Annotated in this window: 18 protein-coding genes and 1 pseudogene; 13 read left to right on the plus strand and 6 right to left on the minus strand. The window is 38.4% G+C overall.

The annotated features are described in order from the left end of the window. The first annotated feature begins 12 nt into the window (after positions 1-12). Positions 13-1395: a dihydrolipoyl dehydrogenase gene (gene lpdA, locus HOO54_RS06440; RefSeq protein ID WP_172293531.1), complete on the plus strand. Its 1383-nt coding sequence runs from the start codon at positions 13-15 to the stop codon at positions 1393-1395. Between the two features lie 105 nt (positions 1396-1500). Next, complete coding sequence (locus tag HOO54_RS06445; protein WP_172293533.1) at positions 1501-3339, plus strand: sigma-54-dependent Fis family transcriptional regulator; 1839 nt, start codon at positions 1501-1503, stop codon at positions 3337-3339. A gap of 15 nt (positions 3340-3354) precedes the next feature. Here the strand turns inward: HOO54_RS06445 and HOO54_RS06450 are convergent. After that, positions 3355-3462, minus strand: a pseudogene (locus HOO54_RS06450) (YnfA family protein); the annotation flags it as partial. Between the two features lie 188 nt (positions 3463-3650). Between HOO54_RS06450 and HOO54_RS24150 the strand changes: the two are divergent. The 3 genes from HOO54_RS24150 (at position 3651) to HOO54_RS06460 (ending at position 6461) form a co-directional block, all read left to right on the plus strand. After that, positions 3651-3734, plus strand: a complete 84-nt coding sequence (locus tag HOO54_RS24150) for a putative holin-like toxin (protein ID WP_271339841.1) — start codon at positions 3651-3653, stop codon at positions 3732-3734. Between the two features lie 244 nt (positions 3735-3978). After that, positions 3979-5913 carry a T7SS effector LXG polymorphic toxin gene (locus HOO54_RS24155; protein WP_309244900.1) on the plus strand — a complete coding sequence of 645 codons (1935 nt, stop codon included), beginning with the start codon at positions 3979-3981 and terminating at the stop codon, positions 5911-5913. Between the two features lie 2 nt (positions 5914-5915). Next, the gene (locus tag HOO54_RS06460; protein ID WP_172293535.1) at positions 5916-6461 is read left to right on the plus strand and encodes a hypothetical protein; all 546 of its coding nucleotides are present in this window, start codon (positions 5916-5918) and stop codon (positions 6459-6461) included. 64 nt (positions 6462-6525) lie between these two features. Here the strand turns inward: HOO54_RS06460 and HOO54_RS24160 are convergent, their stop codons facing one another. The 3 genes from HOO54_RS24160 to HOO54_RS06470 all read right to left on the minus strand — a co-directional run bounded on the left by HOO54_RS24160 (position 6526) and on the right by HOO54_RS06470 (position 7778). Then, positions 6526-7035, minus strand: coding sequence for a peptidoglycan-binding domain-containing protein (locus HOO54_RS24160; RefSeq protein WP_253907631.1), 510 nt, complete (start codon positions 7033-7035; stop codon positions 6526-6528). Positions 7036-7072: 37 nt separating this feature from the next. After that, positions 7073-7453, minus strand: a complete 381-nt coding sequence (locus tag HOO54_RS24165; protein ID WP_253907632.1) for a M15 family metallopeptidase — start codon at positions 7451-7453, stop codon at positions 7073-7075. A gap of 61 nt (positions 7454-7514) precedes the next feature. After that, positions 7515-7778 carry a phage holin gene (locus HOO54_RS06470; RefSeq protein ID WP_172293537.1) on the minus strand — a complete coding sequence of 88 codons (264 nt, stop codon included), beginning with the start codon at positions 7776-7778 and terminating at the stop codon, positions 7515-7517. Between the two features lie 360 nt (positions 7779-8138). On the opposite strand from HOO54_RS06470, the gene HOO54_RS06475 reads away from it, so the two are divergent. From HOO54_RS06475 to HOO54_RS06510, 8 genes are all read left to right on the plus strand, one after another. Beyond that, positions 8139-9467 carry a 6-phospho-alpha-glucosidase gene (locus tag HOO54_RS06475; RefSeq protein ID WP_172293539.1) on the plus strand — a complete coding sequence of 443 codons (1329 nt, stop codon included), beginning with the start codon at positions 8139-8141 and terminating at the stop codon, positions 9465-9467. Between the two features lie 89 nt (positions 9468-9556). Next, positions 9557-10324 (plus strand): MurR/RpiR family transcriptional regulator, encoded by a 768-nt coding sequence (locus HOO54_RS06480; protein WP_172293541.1) that lies wholly within the window; start codon positions 9557-9559, stop codon positions 10322-10324. 15 nt (positions 10325-10339) lie between these two features. Then, on the plus strand, positions 10340-11926 hold the full coding sequence (locus HOO54_RS06485; RefSeq protein ID WP_172293543.1) for an alpha-glucoside-specific PTS transporter subunit IIBC: 1587 nt from the start codon (positions 10340-10342) through the stop codon (positions 11924-11926). A gap of 920 nt (positions 11927-12846) precedes the next feature. Next, positions 12847-13272, plus strand: coding sequence for a DoxX family protein (locus HOO54_RS06490; protein ID WP_172293545.1), 426 nt, complete (start codon positions 12847-12849; stop codon positions 13270-13272). 132 nt (positions 13273-13404) lie between these two features. Beyond that, on the plus strand, positions 13405-13986 hold the full coding sequence (locus tag HOO54_RS06495; RefSeq protein WP_172293547.1) for an NAD(P)H-dependent oxidoreductase: 582 nt from the start codon (positions 13405-13407) through the stop codon (positions 13984-13986). Between the two features lie 238 nt (positions 13987-14224). Beyond that, positions 14225-16774, plus strand: coding sequence for a bifunctional lysylphosphatidylglycerol flippase/synthetase MprF (gene mprF / locus HOO54_RS06500; RefSeq protein WP_172293549.1), 2550 nt, complete (start codon positions 14225-14227; stop codon positions 16772-16774). A gap of 161 nt (positions 16775-16935) precedes the next feature. Continuing rightward, entirely contained in the window at positions 16936-17124 is a 189-nt protein-coding gene (locus tag HOO54_RS06505; RefSeq protein ID WP_172293551.1) for a Mas-related G-protein coupled receptor member D, read from the plus strand. Between the two features lie 111 nt (positions 17125-17235). Further along, on the plus strand, positions 17236-17808 hold the full coding sequence (locus tag HOO54_RS06510) for a nitroreductase family protein (RefSeq protein ID WP_172293553.1): 573 nt from the start codon (positions 17236-17238) through the stop codon (positions 17806-17808). A 147-nt stretch (positions 17809-17955) separates the two neighbouring features. Here the strand turns inward: HOO54_RS06510 and HOO54_RS06515 are convergent, their stop codons facing one another. Together HOO54_RS06515 and HOO54_RS06520 are read right to left on the minus strand one after the other, a co-directional pair. Then, complete coding sequence (locus HOO54_RS06515; RefSeq protein WP_172293555.1) at positions 17956-18150, minus strand: YfhD family protein; 195 nt, start codon at positions 18148-18150, stop codon at positions 17956-17958. A 68-nt stretch (positions 18151-18218) separates the two neighbouring features. Further along, positions 18219-18332 (minus strand): YfhE family protein, encoded by a 114-nt coding sequence (locus HOO54_RS06520; RefSeq protein WP_172293557.1) that lies wholly within the window; start codon positions 18330-18332, stop codon positions 18219-18221. Positions 18333-18376: the final 44 nt, after the last annotated feature.

Here is an 18376-nt window from a genome sequence, read left to right on the forward strand (position 1 = left end):
GGTGAAAAAACAATGACACTGGCGATTATTGGAGGAGGACCTGCCGGATATGTAGCCGCGATTACAGCAGCTCGTTTAGGTCGAGAAGTCGTTTTAATTGATCAAGGACCCTTGGGAGGAACTTGTTTAAATGAAGGGTGTATCCCGACAAAATCATTGCTGGAAAGTGCCGATATGTATGAAAAAGTAAAAAGCGCCGGCGAATTCGGGATCGACCTTTCATGTGATAGACCAGTCATTCAATGGTCAGCTGTTCAAAACCGCAAACAAGCAATTGTAAAGCAGCTGATCAAAGGGATTGGCTATTTAATGGATAAGAATCGGATTAAGATCCTAAAAGGGAAAGCATCATTTCTTTCTGAACATGATATTCGTGTTGAAGGTGAAGGAGATAGGAAAACGGAGCTGATCAAAGCGAAGCAGATTATCATTGCTGCAGGATCAGAACCGGCAGTGCTGCCATCTGCTCCTTTTGACGGAAAATGGCTGATTGATAGTCGTGAAGCAATGAACCTTTCAGCCATTCCTGACTCATTATGTATTATAGGAGGAGGCATTATTGGCTGCGAATTTGCTAGTATTTTTAGCAGAATGGGTACAAAAGTTTCTCTCATTGAAAAAGCAGCTCAAATTTTACCTGAAGAAGACTTAGACATTGCTGAGTTTTTACGAGTTAAACTTGCAGAAACAGGGGTGAATGTTCTCACATCTGCAGAAATACAAGAACTTGACCCTTCTCGAAAGAAAGCGATTTTGAATCATCATGGTGAGCATTTGGAAGTGAATGCAGATTTTTGTTTAGTAGCGATTGGTCGCAAACCGCGACTGAGAAACTTAAATCTAGATCAAATCGGGGTTTACTACGACAAAAAAGGAATTCATGTCAATGACAATATGCAGACAAATATACCTCATATTTATGCTTGCGGAGATATTGTTGGAGGTGTTCAACTTGCACACGCAGCCTTTCATGAGGGGGCAGTTGCCGCTTCCCATGCCTCTGGCAAAGCCGCACAAGTCAACGGCAAGGTAATTCCCCGCTGTATTTACACATCACCTGAGATTGCTAGTGTCGGGTTAAATGAAAAAAAAGCAAGGGAGCGCTTTGGTGATATTAAGATTGGGGAATTCTCATTTCGTGCAAATGGAAAAGCGCTTATATTAAATGAACCGATAGGTAAAGTCAAAATCATCACAGAGCCTGAATATCATGAAATCGTGGGAGTATCAATTGTTGGTCCACATGCAACTGAACTGATTGGGCAGGCGGCTGTCATGATGCATGCTGAGATGACAGCCGATACGATGGAGGATTTTATCGCTGCACATCCAACACTTTCAGAAGCCATTCACGAAGCTTTACTACAAATCACAGGGCAAGCCATTCACTTTTAAACCAATACAAAAAAACTTCGCATCTTCTAACATGCGAAGTTTTTTTGTATTGAAAGCGCTTTAATTATTTTCTATAATGAAAAAAAACCTATAGGAGAGGATGGAATGAATCTGACGCCCTACTATTTAAATACGTGGAAGCGTTTTGTTCAGGAGGGATTGCTTGATCAAGCCCGGTTGAAAAAAAGAGTTATAGAATCATGGTATCGCTGTAAACATGCAAATGTGAATCCGTATTTAGATAAAGGACAGTCAATCTTAAAAAAAGAATTATTCAACACTCAAAAAAAGAAACATTTCTTATTTCTTGATATTGCCGGGCCTTATTTAAAAAAAATCAGTCTTGAATTGGAACAGTCAGAGATGATGGCCTTGTTGATTGATGCTGATGGTTATGTTTTGTCGTTAACTGGAAACCGGAAGACTCTTCATGAAGCAAAGAAGATTAATTTTGTCGAAGGTGTCCGTTGGACAGAAACAGATGTAGGTACAAATGCGATTGGAACGGCCCTTGAAACAGGAGAAGCTGTCACAATTCATGGGCCGGAACATTATGCGGTCGCTTCTCATCACTGGAGCTGTTCTGCTGCCCCAATTAGAGATGATGACGGCAAACTTATCGGGGTGATTGATATTTCCTGTCTAACTGACAAACGACACCCTTTTATGCTAGGAATGGCTGCTACAGCCGCACATGCAATTGAACGTGAAATCGGAGAATATAGAAAAAAGAAAGAAATGGAAATGATCAACCTCTGCCTTGAAAAGATTGAGTCTAACGAACCATATATTCTCTGTAATGAGAAAAAAGTCATTGTATCCGCAAGCAGTCCAATCCGTAAACGAATTTCGAAATGGTGCGGGATGCATCTTCAACATCTGCTTGATCACGGGTTTTACAGTGAACGTGAGGAATTGATCACCTCAGAAAACAGTGGAATGCCGATTGGAACATTAATCTTATTAGCTGAAATCCCTCGCAACAAAACTGTAAAAACATATATCCCTTTGCTTAACTTTACTGGGGAGATAGGAACAAGCAAATCATTTCAAAAAACACTTCATGAAATGAAACTTGCTGCAGCTACAGATGTAAATGTTTACATATGGGGGGAGACAGGGTCAGGAAAAGAATTGGCTGCAAGAGCTATACATGCCAATAGTTCCAGGGAAAATGGCCCGTTTATCGCAGTCAATTGTGGTGCCATTCCTGAAGGATTAATGGAAAGTGAATTATTTGGCTATGTCCAGGGGGCATTCACGGGAGCAAAACAAGGCGGCTCAAAAGGAAAATTTGCACAAGCTGACAAGGGGACGATCTTTTTAGATGAAATCGGTGAGATTCCTTATGCTATGCAAGTTGTCCTGTTAAGAGTCATTGAAGAACGGCATGTTACACCAATTGGCGGGACTTCTGAAATCCCGCTTGATATTAGAATAATTACTGCGACCCATCGTAATCTGACAGACCTACTGAAAAAAGGGAAGATTCGTGAGGATTTATATTATCGCCTTCATGTTTATCCCATAAAAATCCCCCCTCTCAGAAAAAGAAAAGAAGATATTCCTGCTTTATTTCGCTATTTTCAGAAGAAACATCAATGGAATGCGCAGTTTCCAGAGCTCTTTTTTATGCAGCTTCAAGAATATCATTGGCCTGGGAATATTCGCGAACTTTTTAATATGTTTGAACGGTTAAGGGTTTTGTTTCCAGCAGGTGGATTTATTCGTTCATCACAATACGAGCCGATTTTAAGTGAACTTGAGTTGTCCAATCACGTTCTATCTGCAGAAGACGATCACTTAACCTTTCGAGAGCATCTTCAAAAACAAACGATTATTGATGCTTTACAAAAAACAAAAGGCAATGTTTCAAAAGCAGCAAAGCTGGCAGGCATCCCGAGAAGTACTTTTTATAAACGATTGCAAAAGTATAATTTATAGTCAACCTCTTGGTGCCTAAAGCATGATACAGACACCAACCAAACAGAACCCAGCCCCGACCCAGTCATAAAGGTCAGGGGTTTTTTTATCAACCCACCAGCCCCATAGTACTGCAAGAATAATTGGCATAGACTCGTCCGAATGTATGTTTCACAAAGAGTTATATAATTCCCACCAACACTCTGCTTTTGAACAATACAAAAACACTCTCAGCCCTTTGGAGTGTGTGGTAAAATATTCAATGTACAAAGTCTTGGCTCACTCAAGGGAAGCTGGCTCATCCCCTACCCTATGGAAAGGGGGTGATGCTCATGACAACATTTCAAGCGATCTATTTAATGATTGCTTTTGGCATGTTTATTCTTGCCTTGTTGTCGTATATAAACAAAAAATAGACCTTCCCTTGAGCGTGCGAAGTTCGTAGGGAAGGTCTATTTCCTGAATTTCCTTGAGCCAGCCCTTTGATGGGCCACTTTGTACAATGGACTCGACTGTTCAAGCAGTCGGGTCTTCATTTTATGCAATTTCTTTAGAAGTTATCCTTACCTTTATGATAAGTCAAGAAACAATTTTTTGCAATGAGATTAAAGCAAGCGATACCCCTGTTCCTAAGAAACCCTCCAAACAACTTTTTTATGAATCGCAGGAAAAACAGCGTGTCTTGGAGTAGCCGATTTAGGCGATGATTTCACAGGAAAAGGCGCAGATAACATTAAAGAGTTTTTTAGAGGACAGGCTGAGGTTGTCGACAGTTGGATCACTCTTGCCGATATGCAGATCTCGTTTTTTAATGGGGTTTCTGGTGATATCGAAGCGAAAAAACTGCCCGATTCTTACATTGAAATGTCTTTTTTAAAGACTGAACTGAAAAATGCAGATAAAAAATCCGATCAAATCGTCTCAGATCTAAAAAAGAATATGGATGCAATCATCAATCGAGTGAGCGACATCGTTGATCTTGATAAATGGACTGACCACAATTACACAGTGGAGATGTCAAAGGCACAAACAACTCGGAAAAATGCAATTGATGCTGTAGACGATCTGGATAAATCTTTGACAGGCGAATACACACAAGCATTGGCTGAAGCTGAAAGTGTCTCCAAAAAATACGAAGCATTGATGGAAGCCACAAGTAATGGAAAAAGCGCTTCTCCTATGTATTTTGATAAGAAGGCTTTTCACTCGAATAAGTTATATAAAGAAGCAATCAAAACCGACAAACAAGCGACTACATATATTAATGCGAAAAAAGAGCAAGCAGAAGCCCGCAGAATTGCAGAGTTGCAAGAGAAGCTTGCAAACGTATCTGACCCTGATGAATATGTTAAAATGGCTAAAGAAATTGGTTATAACAACCTTTCACCAGAACAACAGGAACGTTTAACAGAAATTAAAGAAGATAAGGAATTTTGGGATAATCCGTTTTTAGGCACTTTAAATAAAGCAGGAGATATGGTAGTCGGTTCAGCTAGCGAAGCATTTGAGGCTGGTAAAAGCATTGCTAGCGATGTTGGCGAATCATTGGAGAATGGGTTACACACGATAGCCCATCCGATAGAAACGATGGAAAATGTCAGAGATGGCTTACATGCGATTGGTGAAGAGATAGATAATGCGGCTTCTGCAGTTTGGGACAAAGTATCTCATCCAAAGGAAATACTTAATGCAACGTGGGACAATATAACCCATCCAATGGAAACATTAGAAGGGATTGGTGAGGGAATTAAAAACGTTGCTAGTGATACAGTTGATGGAGTTCTTTACACTGTCAATCATCCATTTGAAACTATAGCAGGGGTCTCACATGTGGTATCTCATCCTGTAGACACATTGAATATCATGAAAAAAGGAATTGCCGATTCTTTTGAGAGAGATGTCATAAACGGGGATGCAAAAAGTAGAGCGAAATGGTTCATGTATGCTACAGGAACAGTTGCAACATCTGTTGTTGGAACAAAAGGTGTAGACAAGCTGGGGAAAGCTGCAAAGCTTGGGAAACTCGGTAATACTGGAACTAAAATCTACAAGTTTTCAAAAAAAGTAAAAGATAAAACGATTAGATTACCGAAGAAAGCTGTTAAAAAAGGTGTAGAACATTTCAATAAAACCAAGCAAAGGGTTAAAAACGGGATACGAATGTACAACCCATTTGAATCACAGGTTGAATTTGCAGGCGTAGGGGAAGTTCCTTTTAATGTTCTTGATGGAGAGAATAAAAGAGATTCATTAATACAGAGAATTGAAGAACTTCCGAAATTAGATAAAGGGAAGGTTATTGTTAATCCAAATGGTAAGTTTGAAAATGCCCCTTATCATGGAAAAACAAGTAATTCAGTAAAAAGTAAAGCTCCAATTGATGGCCAAGCAGCTCTGAATAATTCTGTATCTATTGGTCCAAATACAAACCGTAGGGTAGGAATTAGTCATGGAGAGATAGTAATCCTAGACCAAACAAATCCTGGAGTATTTCATGGACATGTACGTTCATGGAATGAACTTAATCCACAAATGCAAAGTGCTTTAAGAAAAGCCAAACTAGTAAATAAAAAAGGAAAGATTATTGGTGATTAATTATGAATATTAATTTTATAATTGATAGTAAAAATAAAATTGTAATAAGTTGTGAAAGTGATTTAACTGCTTTTTCAGAAGTTTCCGTTTGGTTGATAAATGAAAATAATGTGGTTTGCAAGTTAGGAAATGACATTTTATTAGAAATTTTATCTTCCTTAAACAATATATTATTAAGAGTCATTAAAGAAGAACATGCTTTTTATGAACCTGATAGTGTAGGTTACAACTGGAATAAGTGGATTTATAGCCTTCCTGAAGAGCCTGAAGAGGGTGAAGAAGAAGTGGACGTATATAGTGATTATTGGATATGGTCGACTAAGAAAACAGGAACATGGTTATATAAGTACGATGAGAAAGATATCGTTTTGGAAATAAGTCCGATTTATAGATGGCATTTTGAAGAACCCGAAAATAATTTAGATTATGTTTCGTTTAAAGAATTTATTAATGACTATAAAGTTATTCTAAGAAAAAAAATTGATTTTAAAATAGCAAAAGATTGGCAAGCTGAATGTCAAAGATATATGGAATTAATTAAAAAATGAAAGTAAAGTAGATTGACTTTTCCATTCAAAGTTTCTTACAGCCCCTTTTCACATAGGGCCTTTTCTATTTAAAAAGCTCTGTCCAAGTAACCCTCCCAACAATCCCATCCACAGCCAGACCATTCGCCCTTTGAAAAGCTCTCACAGCCTTCTCAAGTCCATGACCAAAGATAGAATCCAGACCATTCACATCATATCCCTTACAGATCAACAATGCTTGAAGAATCCAAGTGATATTTCCTTTTGCTCCTTTACGGACATTTACGACAGCCGCATGAGTTTTCGGTCCCCAGACCCCATCAACGACAAGACCGGCATGAAATTGCTTATTTAATTCGGTCTGGAAGCCCTTAAGCAAGGCTTTATATGTTTCAGGCCCTTGATAACCGTCTACTTTAATATTGAGCTTATATCGTTTATTTAAGGTGCTCTGAATGGTTCTGAGAATCGCACGACCACCACTGGAAGATGATTTCTTTGACGACGGCTTTTTATCTGATGTAGGAACCGCTGGTGTTGCGTTGTTTACTGTTGATACGAGGACTGGACGTTTACCAGCTTGTAATTGGCTCAAACTTAAACCGCCCATCATCTCTAAATGTGGGTAATCTTTAAAGCTCCTCCAATCCCCTTCCCCATGCAAATCCTAAAACTTTTGCAATTTGAGCGACTCTTTTCCATTTGGAATTAACAGTCCAGATTGCTGTTTTGCCATCTGAGGATAATAAAACATAATCTACGGCTAAACCGTAATTGTGGTTAGACTGTCCAGCTCTAGCATGAGTCACAATCTTCCCTGGCACAGTACGTCCTTTCGCATACAGCTTATTTTGTTCCGAAAAAGAACGATAGCCAGATGTCACCTGTACATAAATGTTCTCTTTATATGCCCTTTTGATGACTTCGATCGCTGTTTCTTTTACTACCGGATGGATTCCAGATCCCATATTTCGAACAGAACGATCAATCAAGTTTTCTAGTGATACCGTCATTGTAAAACACCTCTATTTTTTATTTTCAACCATTAAAAGAGACTGCCAACCGGCAGCCCTCTCATTTTGTTAATCCGTTTTGTTTTAACACTTCTTTTTGCTGCTTACCTTTCTCAGTCACATAGTTGTTTTTATACCAAGCGACAACCGCCGTAACGATCGTAAACACAGTAGAGCCGACCAAATACAAAGCATCTGCCACCGTGTTGACTTGGTCGTCACTAATCGGCAAAGTACCCTTTCCGAACATCATCAAAGTCTGGTTAACGAGTGCAATAAAAAGAAGCACCGTCCGACTGACTGTGCCTTTGTCAACGTTTTTCATATGATGTTTCCTCCTTATTTTTGAATAAAGTTAATAAAAAAGCCGTCTACTGCGCTCTCCCCGTACCCTGACTTTAATGAAATGATCACAAGCCGTCATACTGCTGATCCCTACCGCTACATAGTCAGAATAAACCATATCAAATAGTCTCCGAATCTGCCTGCAGAAATAATGTCACTGCAATCAACATTAATAAACGACTCCTATCATAGATTAACTGTACATGAGTGTTGGGAAAATTCCCGCTTTTCGGGAAAACAAACAGAAATCGTTTATAGGAACTGTCTTTGTAGAATCTATTGGTGAGTGGGTGAAAGCGTGCTATAAATGAAATGTAAACGCTATAATGAGGAGGATTTATTGATGAAACAATCATATTCAATCGTAATTGCAGGCGGTGGAAGCACGTTTACCCCAGGGATAGTTTTAATGCTTTTAGACAATCTCAATGATTTTCCGATCAGACAGCTGAAGTTTTATGATAATGATGAAGAGCGCCAAAATAAGATCGCAGGTGCTTGTGAAATCTTTATTAAAGAAAGAGCACCACATATTCAATTCTTAGCGACAACCGATCCGAAAGAGGCATTTTCAGATGTTGACTTTGTCATGGCTCACATTAGGGTTGGAAAATACGCAATGAGAGAACTTGATGAAAAAATTCCGCTCAAATATGGGGTAGTCGGCCAGGAGACATGTGGTCCCGGAGGTTTGGCTTATGGCATGAGATCAATTGGCGGTGTTATTGAACTGATTGATTTTATGGAAAAGTATTCACCTGATGCTTGGATGTTGAATTATTCAAATCCTGCTGCCATTGTCGCTGAGGCAACACGGAGACTGCGTCCAAACTCAAAAGTATTAAACATTTGTGACATGCCAATTGGTATTGAAGATCGAATGTCACAAATTCTTGGACTATCTTCACGAAAAGAAATGACTGTCAGATATTACGGACTCAATCATTTTGGCTGGTGGACATCAATTCGTGATAAAGATGGCAATGATTTAATGCCGGCGATTCAGAAACATGTTCGTGAGTTTGGGTATGTACCGAAAGCAGAACATGAGCAAGCTGAAGCAAGTTGGAGCGCCACTTTTGAAAAAGCGCGTGATGTTTACCAGCTTGATCCAGAAACATTACCTAATACGTATCTGCAATATTATTTTTATCCAGATGATATGGTGAAAAAATCAAATCCTGAGTATACCCGTGCCAATGAAGTGATGGATGGGCGGGAAAAATTTATCTTTGGAGAATGCAAAAAGGTTGTTGAAGCGCAATCAAGCGCTGGTAGCCAAATAGAAATTGATGACCATGCATCATACATTGTTGACCTTGCTCGTGCACTTGCATTTAATACAGGGGAACGGATGCTTTTGATTGTGGAAAACAATGGAACGATTGAAAACTTTGACTCAACAGCAATGGTGGAAGTCCCTTGTCTAGTTGGCAAAAATGGTCCGGAACCGATCACTGTCGGTAAAATTCCACAATTTCAAAAAGGCTTAATGGAACAGCAAGTATCTGTTGAAAAACTTGTAGTGGAAGCATGGATCGAAAAATCCTACCAAAAGCTGTGGCAGGCTATTATTTTATCAAAAACAGTTCCAAATGCAAGAACGGCAAAACAGATTTTAGATGATTTAATTGAAGTCAATCGTGATTATTGGCCAACACTTTCTTAAAATAGTCAGCTCCTTTTATTGACTGCATATCACCCCATTGTTTCTCTTATTTTATATAATAGAGGTAGAGAATAAATGGGGTGAATAATATGCAATTGGAAGAACTAATGAACAAGTACTACAAAAAATTAAATGAAAATGATTTTCATATTTTAAAGTACATTTTGAATCATAAGGATAGTTGTTATAAGTTAGGGATTCATGACTTAGCCCAAAAATGTAATGTGTCCAGAACCTCAATTTTAAGACTTTCGCAAAAGCTTGAGTTTAGTGGATATAGTGAATTTCGAGTCTTTCTAAAATGGGAGGCTGAAAAATGGGGAGATCAACAAAAAGTTTCCAACTCTTTCGCAGGGCTCATGAGGGATATGGAAGCAAGTCTAAAATATTTAAAAAATACGGATATGCAAAACATATGTAAACTCATTGATGAGGCTGACCGTATTTTTGTGTATGGTTCAGGAACAGCTCAAACGTCTTGCGCTAATGAACTGCAGCGAATGTTTGTTGCTAGACACCGCTACTTAACGGTGATCAAAGATAAAATTGAATTCGATTTAATGGTACCTGATTTCAAAAATTCTGATCTTATTATTATTATTTCGCTTTCCGGGGAAACGCCATCACTAATTCCACAAGCGCAAACACTGTCTGCAAAAGGAATTCCATTTATCTCAGTAACCAATTTAAAAAATAATTTTCTTGCCCAATTAACACCTTACAATCTCTATGCTACAAGCCGGGCAGTGACTGTTTATCAAGGGGTAGAATTGACTGCTTTTGCGCCTTTTTTTCTCGTTGGGGAAGCGTTGTTCCGCAGTTATATTGATTATGTTGATCAAAAAAAATCACAGTAATAGGGGGTTTTCATATTGATGCAAAAAGTCCAACGGTTTGGAAGTGCGATGTTTGTACCGGTGTTACTGTTTGCTTTTGCCGGTATTGTTGTAGGGCTCAGTACATTATTTAAAAATGAGCTGCTGATGGGGGAAATAGCTCAAAAGGATACGTTATGGTACCAGTTTTGGTACATCATTGAAGAAGGAGGCTGGACCGTTTTTAGGCAGATGCCTTTGTTATTTGCAGTTGGGATTCCAATTGCATTGGCAAAAAAAGCACAAGCGCGCGCATGTCTGGAAGCGCTTACGACATATTTGACCTTTAACTATTTTGTCGGTGCTATTTTAACTGTCTGGGGCGATTTTTTCGGTGTGGACATGAGTCAAGAAGTCGGCGGAACAAGTGGATTGGCAGAAATTGCGGGCATCAAAACGCTTGATACGAACATCATTGGTGCGATTTTGATTTCTTCACTTGTTGTCTATCTCCACAATCGTTATTTTGAAAAGAAACTGCCCGACTTTTTGGGGATTTTTCAAGGCTCATCATATGTTGTCATTATTTCATTTTTTGTTATGCTTCCGGTTGCTTTGGCAACAGCGTATATTTGGCCTATGGTTCAGGGAGGCATTGCTTCTTTACAAACTTTTTTAGTCGCATCAGGCGCATTCGGTGTCTGGGTTTATACGTTTTTGGAGCGGATTTTAATTCCAACGGGATTGCACCATTTTATTTATACTCCATTCCTTTTCGGCCCGGCTGTTGTTGAAGGTGGTATTGTGACCAATTGGGCACAACATTTAAGCGAGTATGCTGCAAGCTCACAGCCATTAAAGGAACTGTTTCCGCAAGGTGGTTTTGCACTTCATGGAAACTCTAAGATCTTTGGTGTTTTAGGGATTGCCCTAGCCATTTATGTAACAGCTAAAAAAGAAAAGAAGAAAATCGTCGCAGGTTTGTTAATTCCGATTACACTGACAGCGATGGTTGCAGGTATCACTGAACCGATTGAGTTCACGTTCTTATTCATCTCACCTTTGCTGTTTTTGGTCCATAGTTTGTTAGCGGCTACAATGGCAACATTCATGTATATGGCGGGAGTTGTCGGCAATATGGGCGGAGGCTTAATCGAGATTTTAACACTGAACTGGATTCCGCTCTTTCACCAGCATGGCAGCACATATCTTTTTCAAATATTAATCGGTTTCTCCTTTACAGCTATATACTTCTTTGTCTTCAGATTTTTAATTATGAAAATGAATATTGCAACACCAGGTCGTGAAAAAGATGAACAACAAGAAACAAAGTTTTATACAAAAAAAGATTTCAAGGAGAAGAAGGAATCAGAAAAAGAAGTTTCTGCAGGAAGAGAAGTGGAAGAGGATCAGGCAGTCCTTTGCATCCGTGCGCTTGGCGGAAAAGAAAATATCGCAGAAGTAACCAATTGTGCAACAAGACTTCGGGTCAGTGTTTATGATGAATCAAAAGTGGCACCAGACAGCACATTTAAATCTTTTGGTGTCCATGGTGTAGTCAGGAATGGAAAAGCTCTTCAGATCATTATCGGTCTGTCGGTTCCGCAAGTGCGAGAAAGAGTTGAAAATCTGCTAGACAGTTAAAGCGTTTCAGTCAATCAAAAATGAAAGCTGCCTTTTGCTTAATGAAGGCAGCTGTTTTGAATTTCTGTTTGATGCGGACAAAATTAAATTCCATTGTCCAACTTCCAAGTTTTTTGTTAGAATATTACAAATCATGTTGTGCTGGATATTTCTTTCATGGATTTGTTCCTCCGCAATCCTCGCTAAACTGCATTCCCGTTATTTAAAATTCGAAAGATGTTAAATAAATATAGTGAAAATAGCCTTTATTAAAATCGTTTTATTAATAAATTTAGAAAGATAACGAACAACACTGGCTGAACTGGAGGTTTAGTGATTTTGAGTCATAAAAAGAGGTATTCTGCAGGAGATCATATTTTTGCAATTTCAGTTGTTTTTTTGATGTGTGTTTTCATTGTTTCTTGTCCTTTTTTCGTGTTCTATGGAGGATTTAAATTGGTCCTTTTTTCCTAGTGTGTCAATTCATACTAATGATCCTTTTCATTCAATGTTTATTTTGTTTAAGTTTTTCCTTATCACGGTGTTAATTATCGGGATTTTGGATGCAGTATTTTATCATATTTTATTGAAAAAGCGAGGTTTATTAAACTTCGTTATTGAGGCTTTGTTGATGTTTTTCTTGTGTTATCTTTATGTGCTCATCTATTCGATGTATTCTGATGAGATTGTCATCAAGGATAATGGAGTATTTTTAGTATCTTTATTCTTATTTATTTTGTACTTAGCTGTACATGTAATTTATGTTGCGATTAAAAAGGTATATGAAGCAACAATAAAAAACAGGCAGAAGAAAAACTAGGATAGGACGATCGTCTCCATCCAAATTGCTAACCGCTCTCTTTTGAACATTAAATGTCACGAACTGAGCAGAAATGAATATATTGCCATTATTCAGTCGTTCAAAAAAGGGGAGCAAAAGCATGAACAAAAAATATGAAGTTGGTGCACTCATTTTACGGTTTTTCACCGGTCTTACTTTTTTACTACATGGAATTTATAAGCTTCAAGGCGGTTTTGACAACACTGTGGAGTTTTTTAACAGCTTTGGAATTCCCGGCTTTCTTGCCTATGTCGTCGTATTTATTGAATTAGTTGGCGGAGCCCTGATGATACTCGGGGTTGGTACACGGATTGTTGGATTCCTTTTTGCTGTTGTGGTGGTTGGAGCGATCTTCACTGTCAAGTTATCAGCCGGATTTATTGGAACTGACGGCAGTATGGGCTACGAATTTGATTTAGCACTGCTTGCAATTGCCATCCATCTCATGCTAAACGGAAGTCAACTGTTGTCACTTGATAGTTTGTTTCGCCAGAAGCGGAAGGCAAAAACTGTTTCAGAGAGTTAAAATAAAGCGATATGAGCCCCTTTCCTTCGCAATGATGGAAAGGGTTTGTATTTGTTCGAGTCTAATTACTTTAAAAATTGTGAAATAAGCCATATAATTTCGGAAAGTCATAAAAATAAAGGGGGAACGTTCTTGCAGGTAGCTATCCTATACGCACATCCAAATCCAAACAGCTTTAATGGAGCCATTTTACAACAGGTAATAAAGGCACTTGAGGATAAACAGCATTCTTATACTGTGATTGATTTATACAAAGACCAGTTTAATCCTGTCCTTGTATTTAATGAGAAGAAAAGGCGGTCTGACCTAAAAAATGATCCTGAAACAGCTGAATACAGAGAGATTATTAAAAACGCAGATCATCTTATTTTCATTTATCCTTTGTGGTGGGGAGGAGTGCCAGCAATTTTAAAAGGTTTCATTGACCGTGTATTTGTCGCTGGAGAAGCCTATACATATGAAGGAAAGCTGCCAAAGGGATTGTTAAAGGCACGTTCTGCTTCAGTTTATTATACAGCAGATGCCCCTGGCTGGTATTTGCGATTCTGGCGGCGTAATGCAGATTGGATCACTGTTAAAGACAACATATTGAAATTTTGCGGAGTAACGAATGTCAGACGATTCTTATTTCCGAAAGTAAAAGACACTACAGTGGAAAAACGTAAAAAGTGGCTAGATCGAGTGTACCAGTCTGTACTCTACATAGGGAATTGATGAAGGGGAACCTAACCTCGCAACTTCATAGTATGTTGAATTAAAAACGCGCATCTGCGCGTTTTTTTTATGACTTTAGTCCCTGTGTGTAACAATTCGTTTGAATTTCTTAATATCAGTTTAAATTAATGAATAATGACTTTTTTTGAACGGTCATTTAGAGTAAGATAATGAAGTGTCATCTTTTTACACAAACTATGTTTGATTATCTATTTCGTAATGTATTGGAAGTGATATCATGAAAAAAAATGTGCTGTCCACTTTAAGGATTATTTTTCCGGTAGCCGTTATTCTGTTAGTTATTTTTCAAGCAAAAAAAGAACTTGCTGGAATGTCTTTAAAGGAAGCTGTTCTAGTGATCAACAATATTGAAAGAACCAATCTTTTCACATTGGTTTTTCTAGGTCTTGTCGCCATTGCGGTGATGTCTTTATACGATTATGTTCTCGTTCGTTCGTTAGGACTTCAAATATCTAAGCGAAAAACGTTTAAAATATCGTGGATTTCCAATTCATTTAATAATGTACTCGGATTTGGCGGTTTATCAGGTGCTGGCTTAAGAACGATCTTTTATAAGGAATATGTTCATGATGTGAAACAGTTGATCAAGGGGATTGCTTGGCTTGCGTCCTCCATTCTTCTAGGTCTATCTTTTCTAAGTATTTTTGTTCTTGTCAGGCTGTTACCTTCCGGAAATTTATTGATGGAGAAAGTTTGGCTTTTACCAGCTATTATTGCGGTGGCGCTAATTGTTCCCGGTGGATTCGTGGCTTTGATCATCAAAAAGAAACGGAATCATGTTGAAAAAGGATTGCGTCTTTCTGTCTTTGCTTCGTATTTGGGTGCGTCAGTCATTGAATGGCTTACTGCCGGTGCCGTGATGTACTTTGCTCTTGTGACAATGGGAATAGAATTAGATGTCAGAATCGTTCTGGGTGTGTTTACCATTGCCTCAGTTGCAGGGATGATCAGTCTTGTACCTGGTGGCTTTGGTTCGTTTGACTTGCTTTTTTTGATTGGCATGAGTGAAATGGGAGTTAATCAAGAAATTACACTGACAGCTATTGTTCTCTATCGAATTGCTTATTCATTTATTCCTTTTATCATCGGTCTGATTTTAGCTGCAATAGCCTTAACAGGTAATACGCTAAAAAAGCTGGAGGAAAAACCGATTTTTGCTCCAGCAATTGAGACGACTAATGTTTTGCTGACGATACACAGAGCTTTATTGCTCCGTCTGCTCAATGGATCACTCGCTGTGATCGCATTTTGCTGTGGGATGGTGACCATTGCCTCAGTCTCATTACCAATTGACAAATTCACACTGATGTTGGATTTGCCTGAAAACATTCTGACATTATTTAATGCTTTGTCTCTCAGCTTTGGATTAATTTTGCTCATTTTACCACTGGAACTTTATAAGCGCACAAAACGTTCTTATTATATGACGCTCACTGCTTTAACATTTGCTTTTGTTTTTACTGTATTTAAAGGGTTTAATCTTAGTGCGATCTTCATGATTCCGCTCGTGTTCTTATTATTTGTTTTACTGAGAGGACAATTTATGAGGGATCGAGCTGCTTATACTTTCACACAAATGACATGGGCGATGCTTATCTACTTTTTTGCCCTTTTTAACTACAATATCATCGCTTCAATGATTTGGGAGCGGTTTGGTCGTATACTGGCAAAAGATTATTTCATCTATAGTGAAATTCATGTCAATTATGTAACGGTTTTCGCTGCAATTTTTGTTCCCCTGTTTTTAAGTTTATTTATTTTGCTTTTTAACAAAAAAACAGAGCAAATTGGCGAAGAACCGAACATGGAGAAACTAGAGACCTTTTTAAATGAAGAAGGCGGAAATGCTCTTAGTCATTTGGGCTTTTTAGGAGATAAACGGTTTTTTTACTCCAGTGATGGAAAAGCGCTTATTCAGTTTGCTAAAATCGGCCAGCGTCTTGTTATACTTGGCGATCCTTCAGGACAAAAAGATTCTTTTCCATTGATCTTAAAAGAATTCCTGCATGCGGCAGATCAAAAAGGCTATCTTGTCATTTTTTATCAGATTGAACAAGAGGATATGGGTCTTTATCATGATTTCGGATATCGTTTTTTCAAGCTTGGTGAAGAAGCGATAGTTGACCTGACGACTTTTACAATTTCTGGGAAAAAACGAGCTGGTTTAAGAGCGATTCACAATCGTTTTAATCGGGAAGGCTATACTTTTCATGTTGAACAACCTCCGTTTTCTAAAGAATTCCTTGAGGAATTGCGCGGAATATCTGATGAGTGGCTTGGCCGAAAAAGAGAAAAAAGTTTTTCGCTCGGTTATTTTAATGAAGAGTATTTGCAAAGAGCACCGATCGCTGTTTTAAAAGATGCGAATGGAAAAATCATTGCCTTTATGAATTTGATGTTTATGTACCAGAAAGGTGAAATATCTGTCGATATGATGCGTTATGGAGAGGATGCACCAAGCGGTATTATGGATGCATTATTTATTCATCTGTTTCAATGGGGGAAAGAACAAGGCTATACGACGTTTAATATGGGGATGGCTCCGTTATCAAATGTAGGGACAAGCATTCAGTCGTTTTGGACGGAGCGCCTTGCAGCCATCATTTTCAACAATGTCCGCTACATGTATAGCTTCAGCGGTTTACGTAGTTTTAAAGAGAAATATAAACCGGTTTGGCGTGGGAAATATTTGGCCTACCGAAAAAACAGATCGCTTCCGGTGACCATGATTCTTGTCACAAGATTGATTGGACGGCGGGCAAAATAATTTGCAAAAAAAAAGCTGATGAACCATTCAACATGGTTGATCAGCTTTTTGCTTTGAGATTTAAACAGAATTTAAACTACAGATCAGCTGTTTTTAACCTCTGAGCTCTATAGTTAAATGAAAGAGAACCAAAAATCTCGAATGTAATGGAGGAGGATAACATGAATCCTATTTTTTTGATCATATCAATACTTGCGCTAGGAACGTTTTTTTTAACTTTTATTTACATGATTTTTAATTCTGAATGGAAAGGTATGTTCAAATTTTCGAGAACACCGGTGAAAGTAATGAGTGGGGCATTTTTAGTTTATCTTGTTTTTTTTATCTTGTTTATCGTCACACAACCGTAATCTTTGGTTAATGCTTTTAGAAATCCCTCTTTACATTGAAATATTTGCAAACAGATAAATAAAGTTTTATAATCTGTAATGATAATCATTTTCATTTAAGGGGGATGGCTAATGAATGACACTTTATGCAGTATTCGGGAGTGTATCAGAGATAGAAGGACCATTCGAAAATTTAGAGAGGAACCAGTACCTAAGGAACTAATTTTAGAGTTGCTGGAAGATGCGGTCTATGCTCCAAATCATCGATTGACAGAACCGTGGCGGTTTATTTACATTGGAACAGAGAGCGGAAAAAAGAAGTTTGTAGAAAGTATGACTGTATTATATCACGATATTAAGCCTGATATGAAAGAAGAACAGCTACAAAAATATAAGGAATATTTCATGAAGATTCCAGCATTTCTGTTTGTTGTTTTAAAAGAAGATGAAAATAAACGGGTTAGAAATGACGACTTTGCCGCAGTAAGCTGTTTGATCCAAAATCTTCAGCTCCTAGCGTGGAATAAAGGTATTGGCATGGTCTGGAAAAGCGGAGAACTTCTTTATAATCGGGGATTCGCACAATCTTTTGGCTTAAAAGACCATGAACGGTTCGCAGCTGTTTTGCAACTGGGCTACCCTGCAGAAATACCTAAAGCGGAAACAAGAACACCCGCTGAACAGGTTTTTATGGAAATTTCTTAAAAATTCGGCTTGTAGAAACAAGATGTTTTTACAAGCTTTTTAAATGTGATAACATATCGATCAAAGACCATCTAGCTTTATCATTTCTCAATATTGCTCAAGAACAAAGGCAGCCTGACAAACAGCCGCCTTTATCATAACTATCCATTACTCAGACATCCGCTGTTTTGCACGGCTGTCAGCCGCCTGTGCACGCGCCTGTGCTTCGCGGTCATCTTGGTCTGCAAGTTCTGCTGCATATTCCTCATAAACGCCATCAGTCTCTTTTTTATACTGGTCAGGGACTTGAGGAAGCTTCTGTTTGTTTTTATCGCGGTTTTTGTGGATTGAATTTCTGCCCATCTTATCACTCCTTAACATAAAAGCTTTCGCACCTTATCATTTGCTAAACTGATGATGACTATGCATCATCAATCTTCTCTGGCAGCCCTTTCCGCTCTTTTGAATTCCCGCCCGTATCGGACCTGCTGTGTTTTGTTAAGTGGCGAATGAAGCCGTTCCCGTTTTTTCTTCTTGTCAGCCATTTTGAAGCCTCCTTTAGTCTCAGATTATTCCCATCTTGTCCGTT

Source organism: Bacillus sp. WMMC1349, assembly GCF_013155385.1.
Taxonomy (GTDB): Bacteria; Bacillota; Bacilli; order Bacillales; family Bacillaceae; genus Bacillus.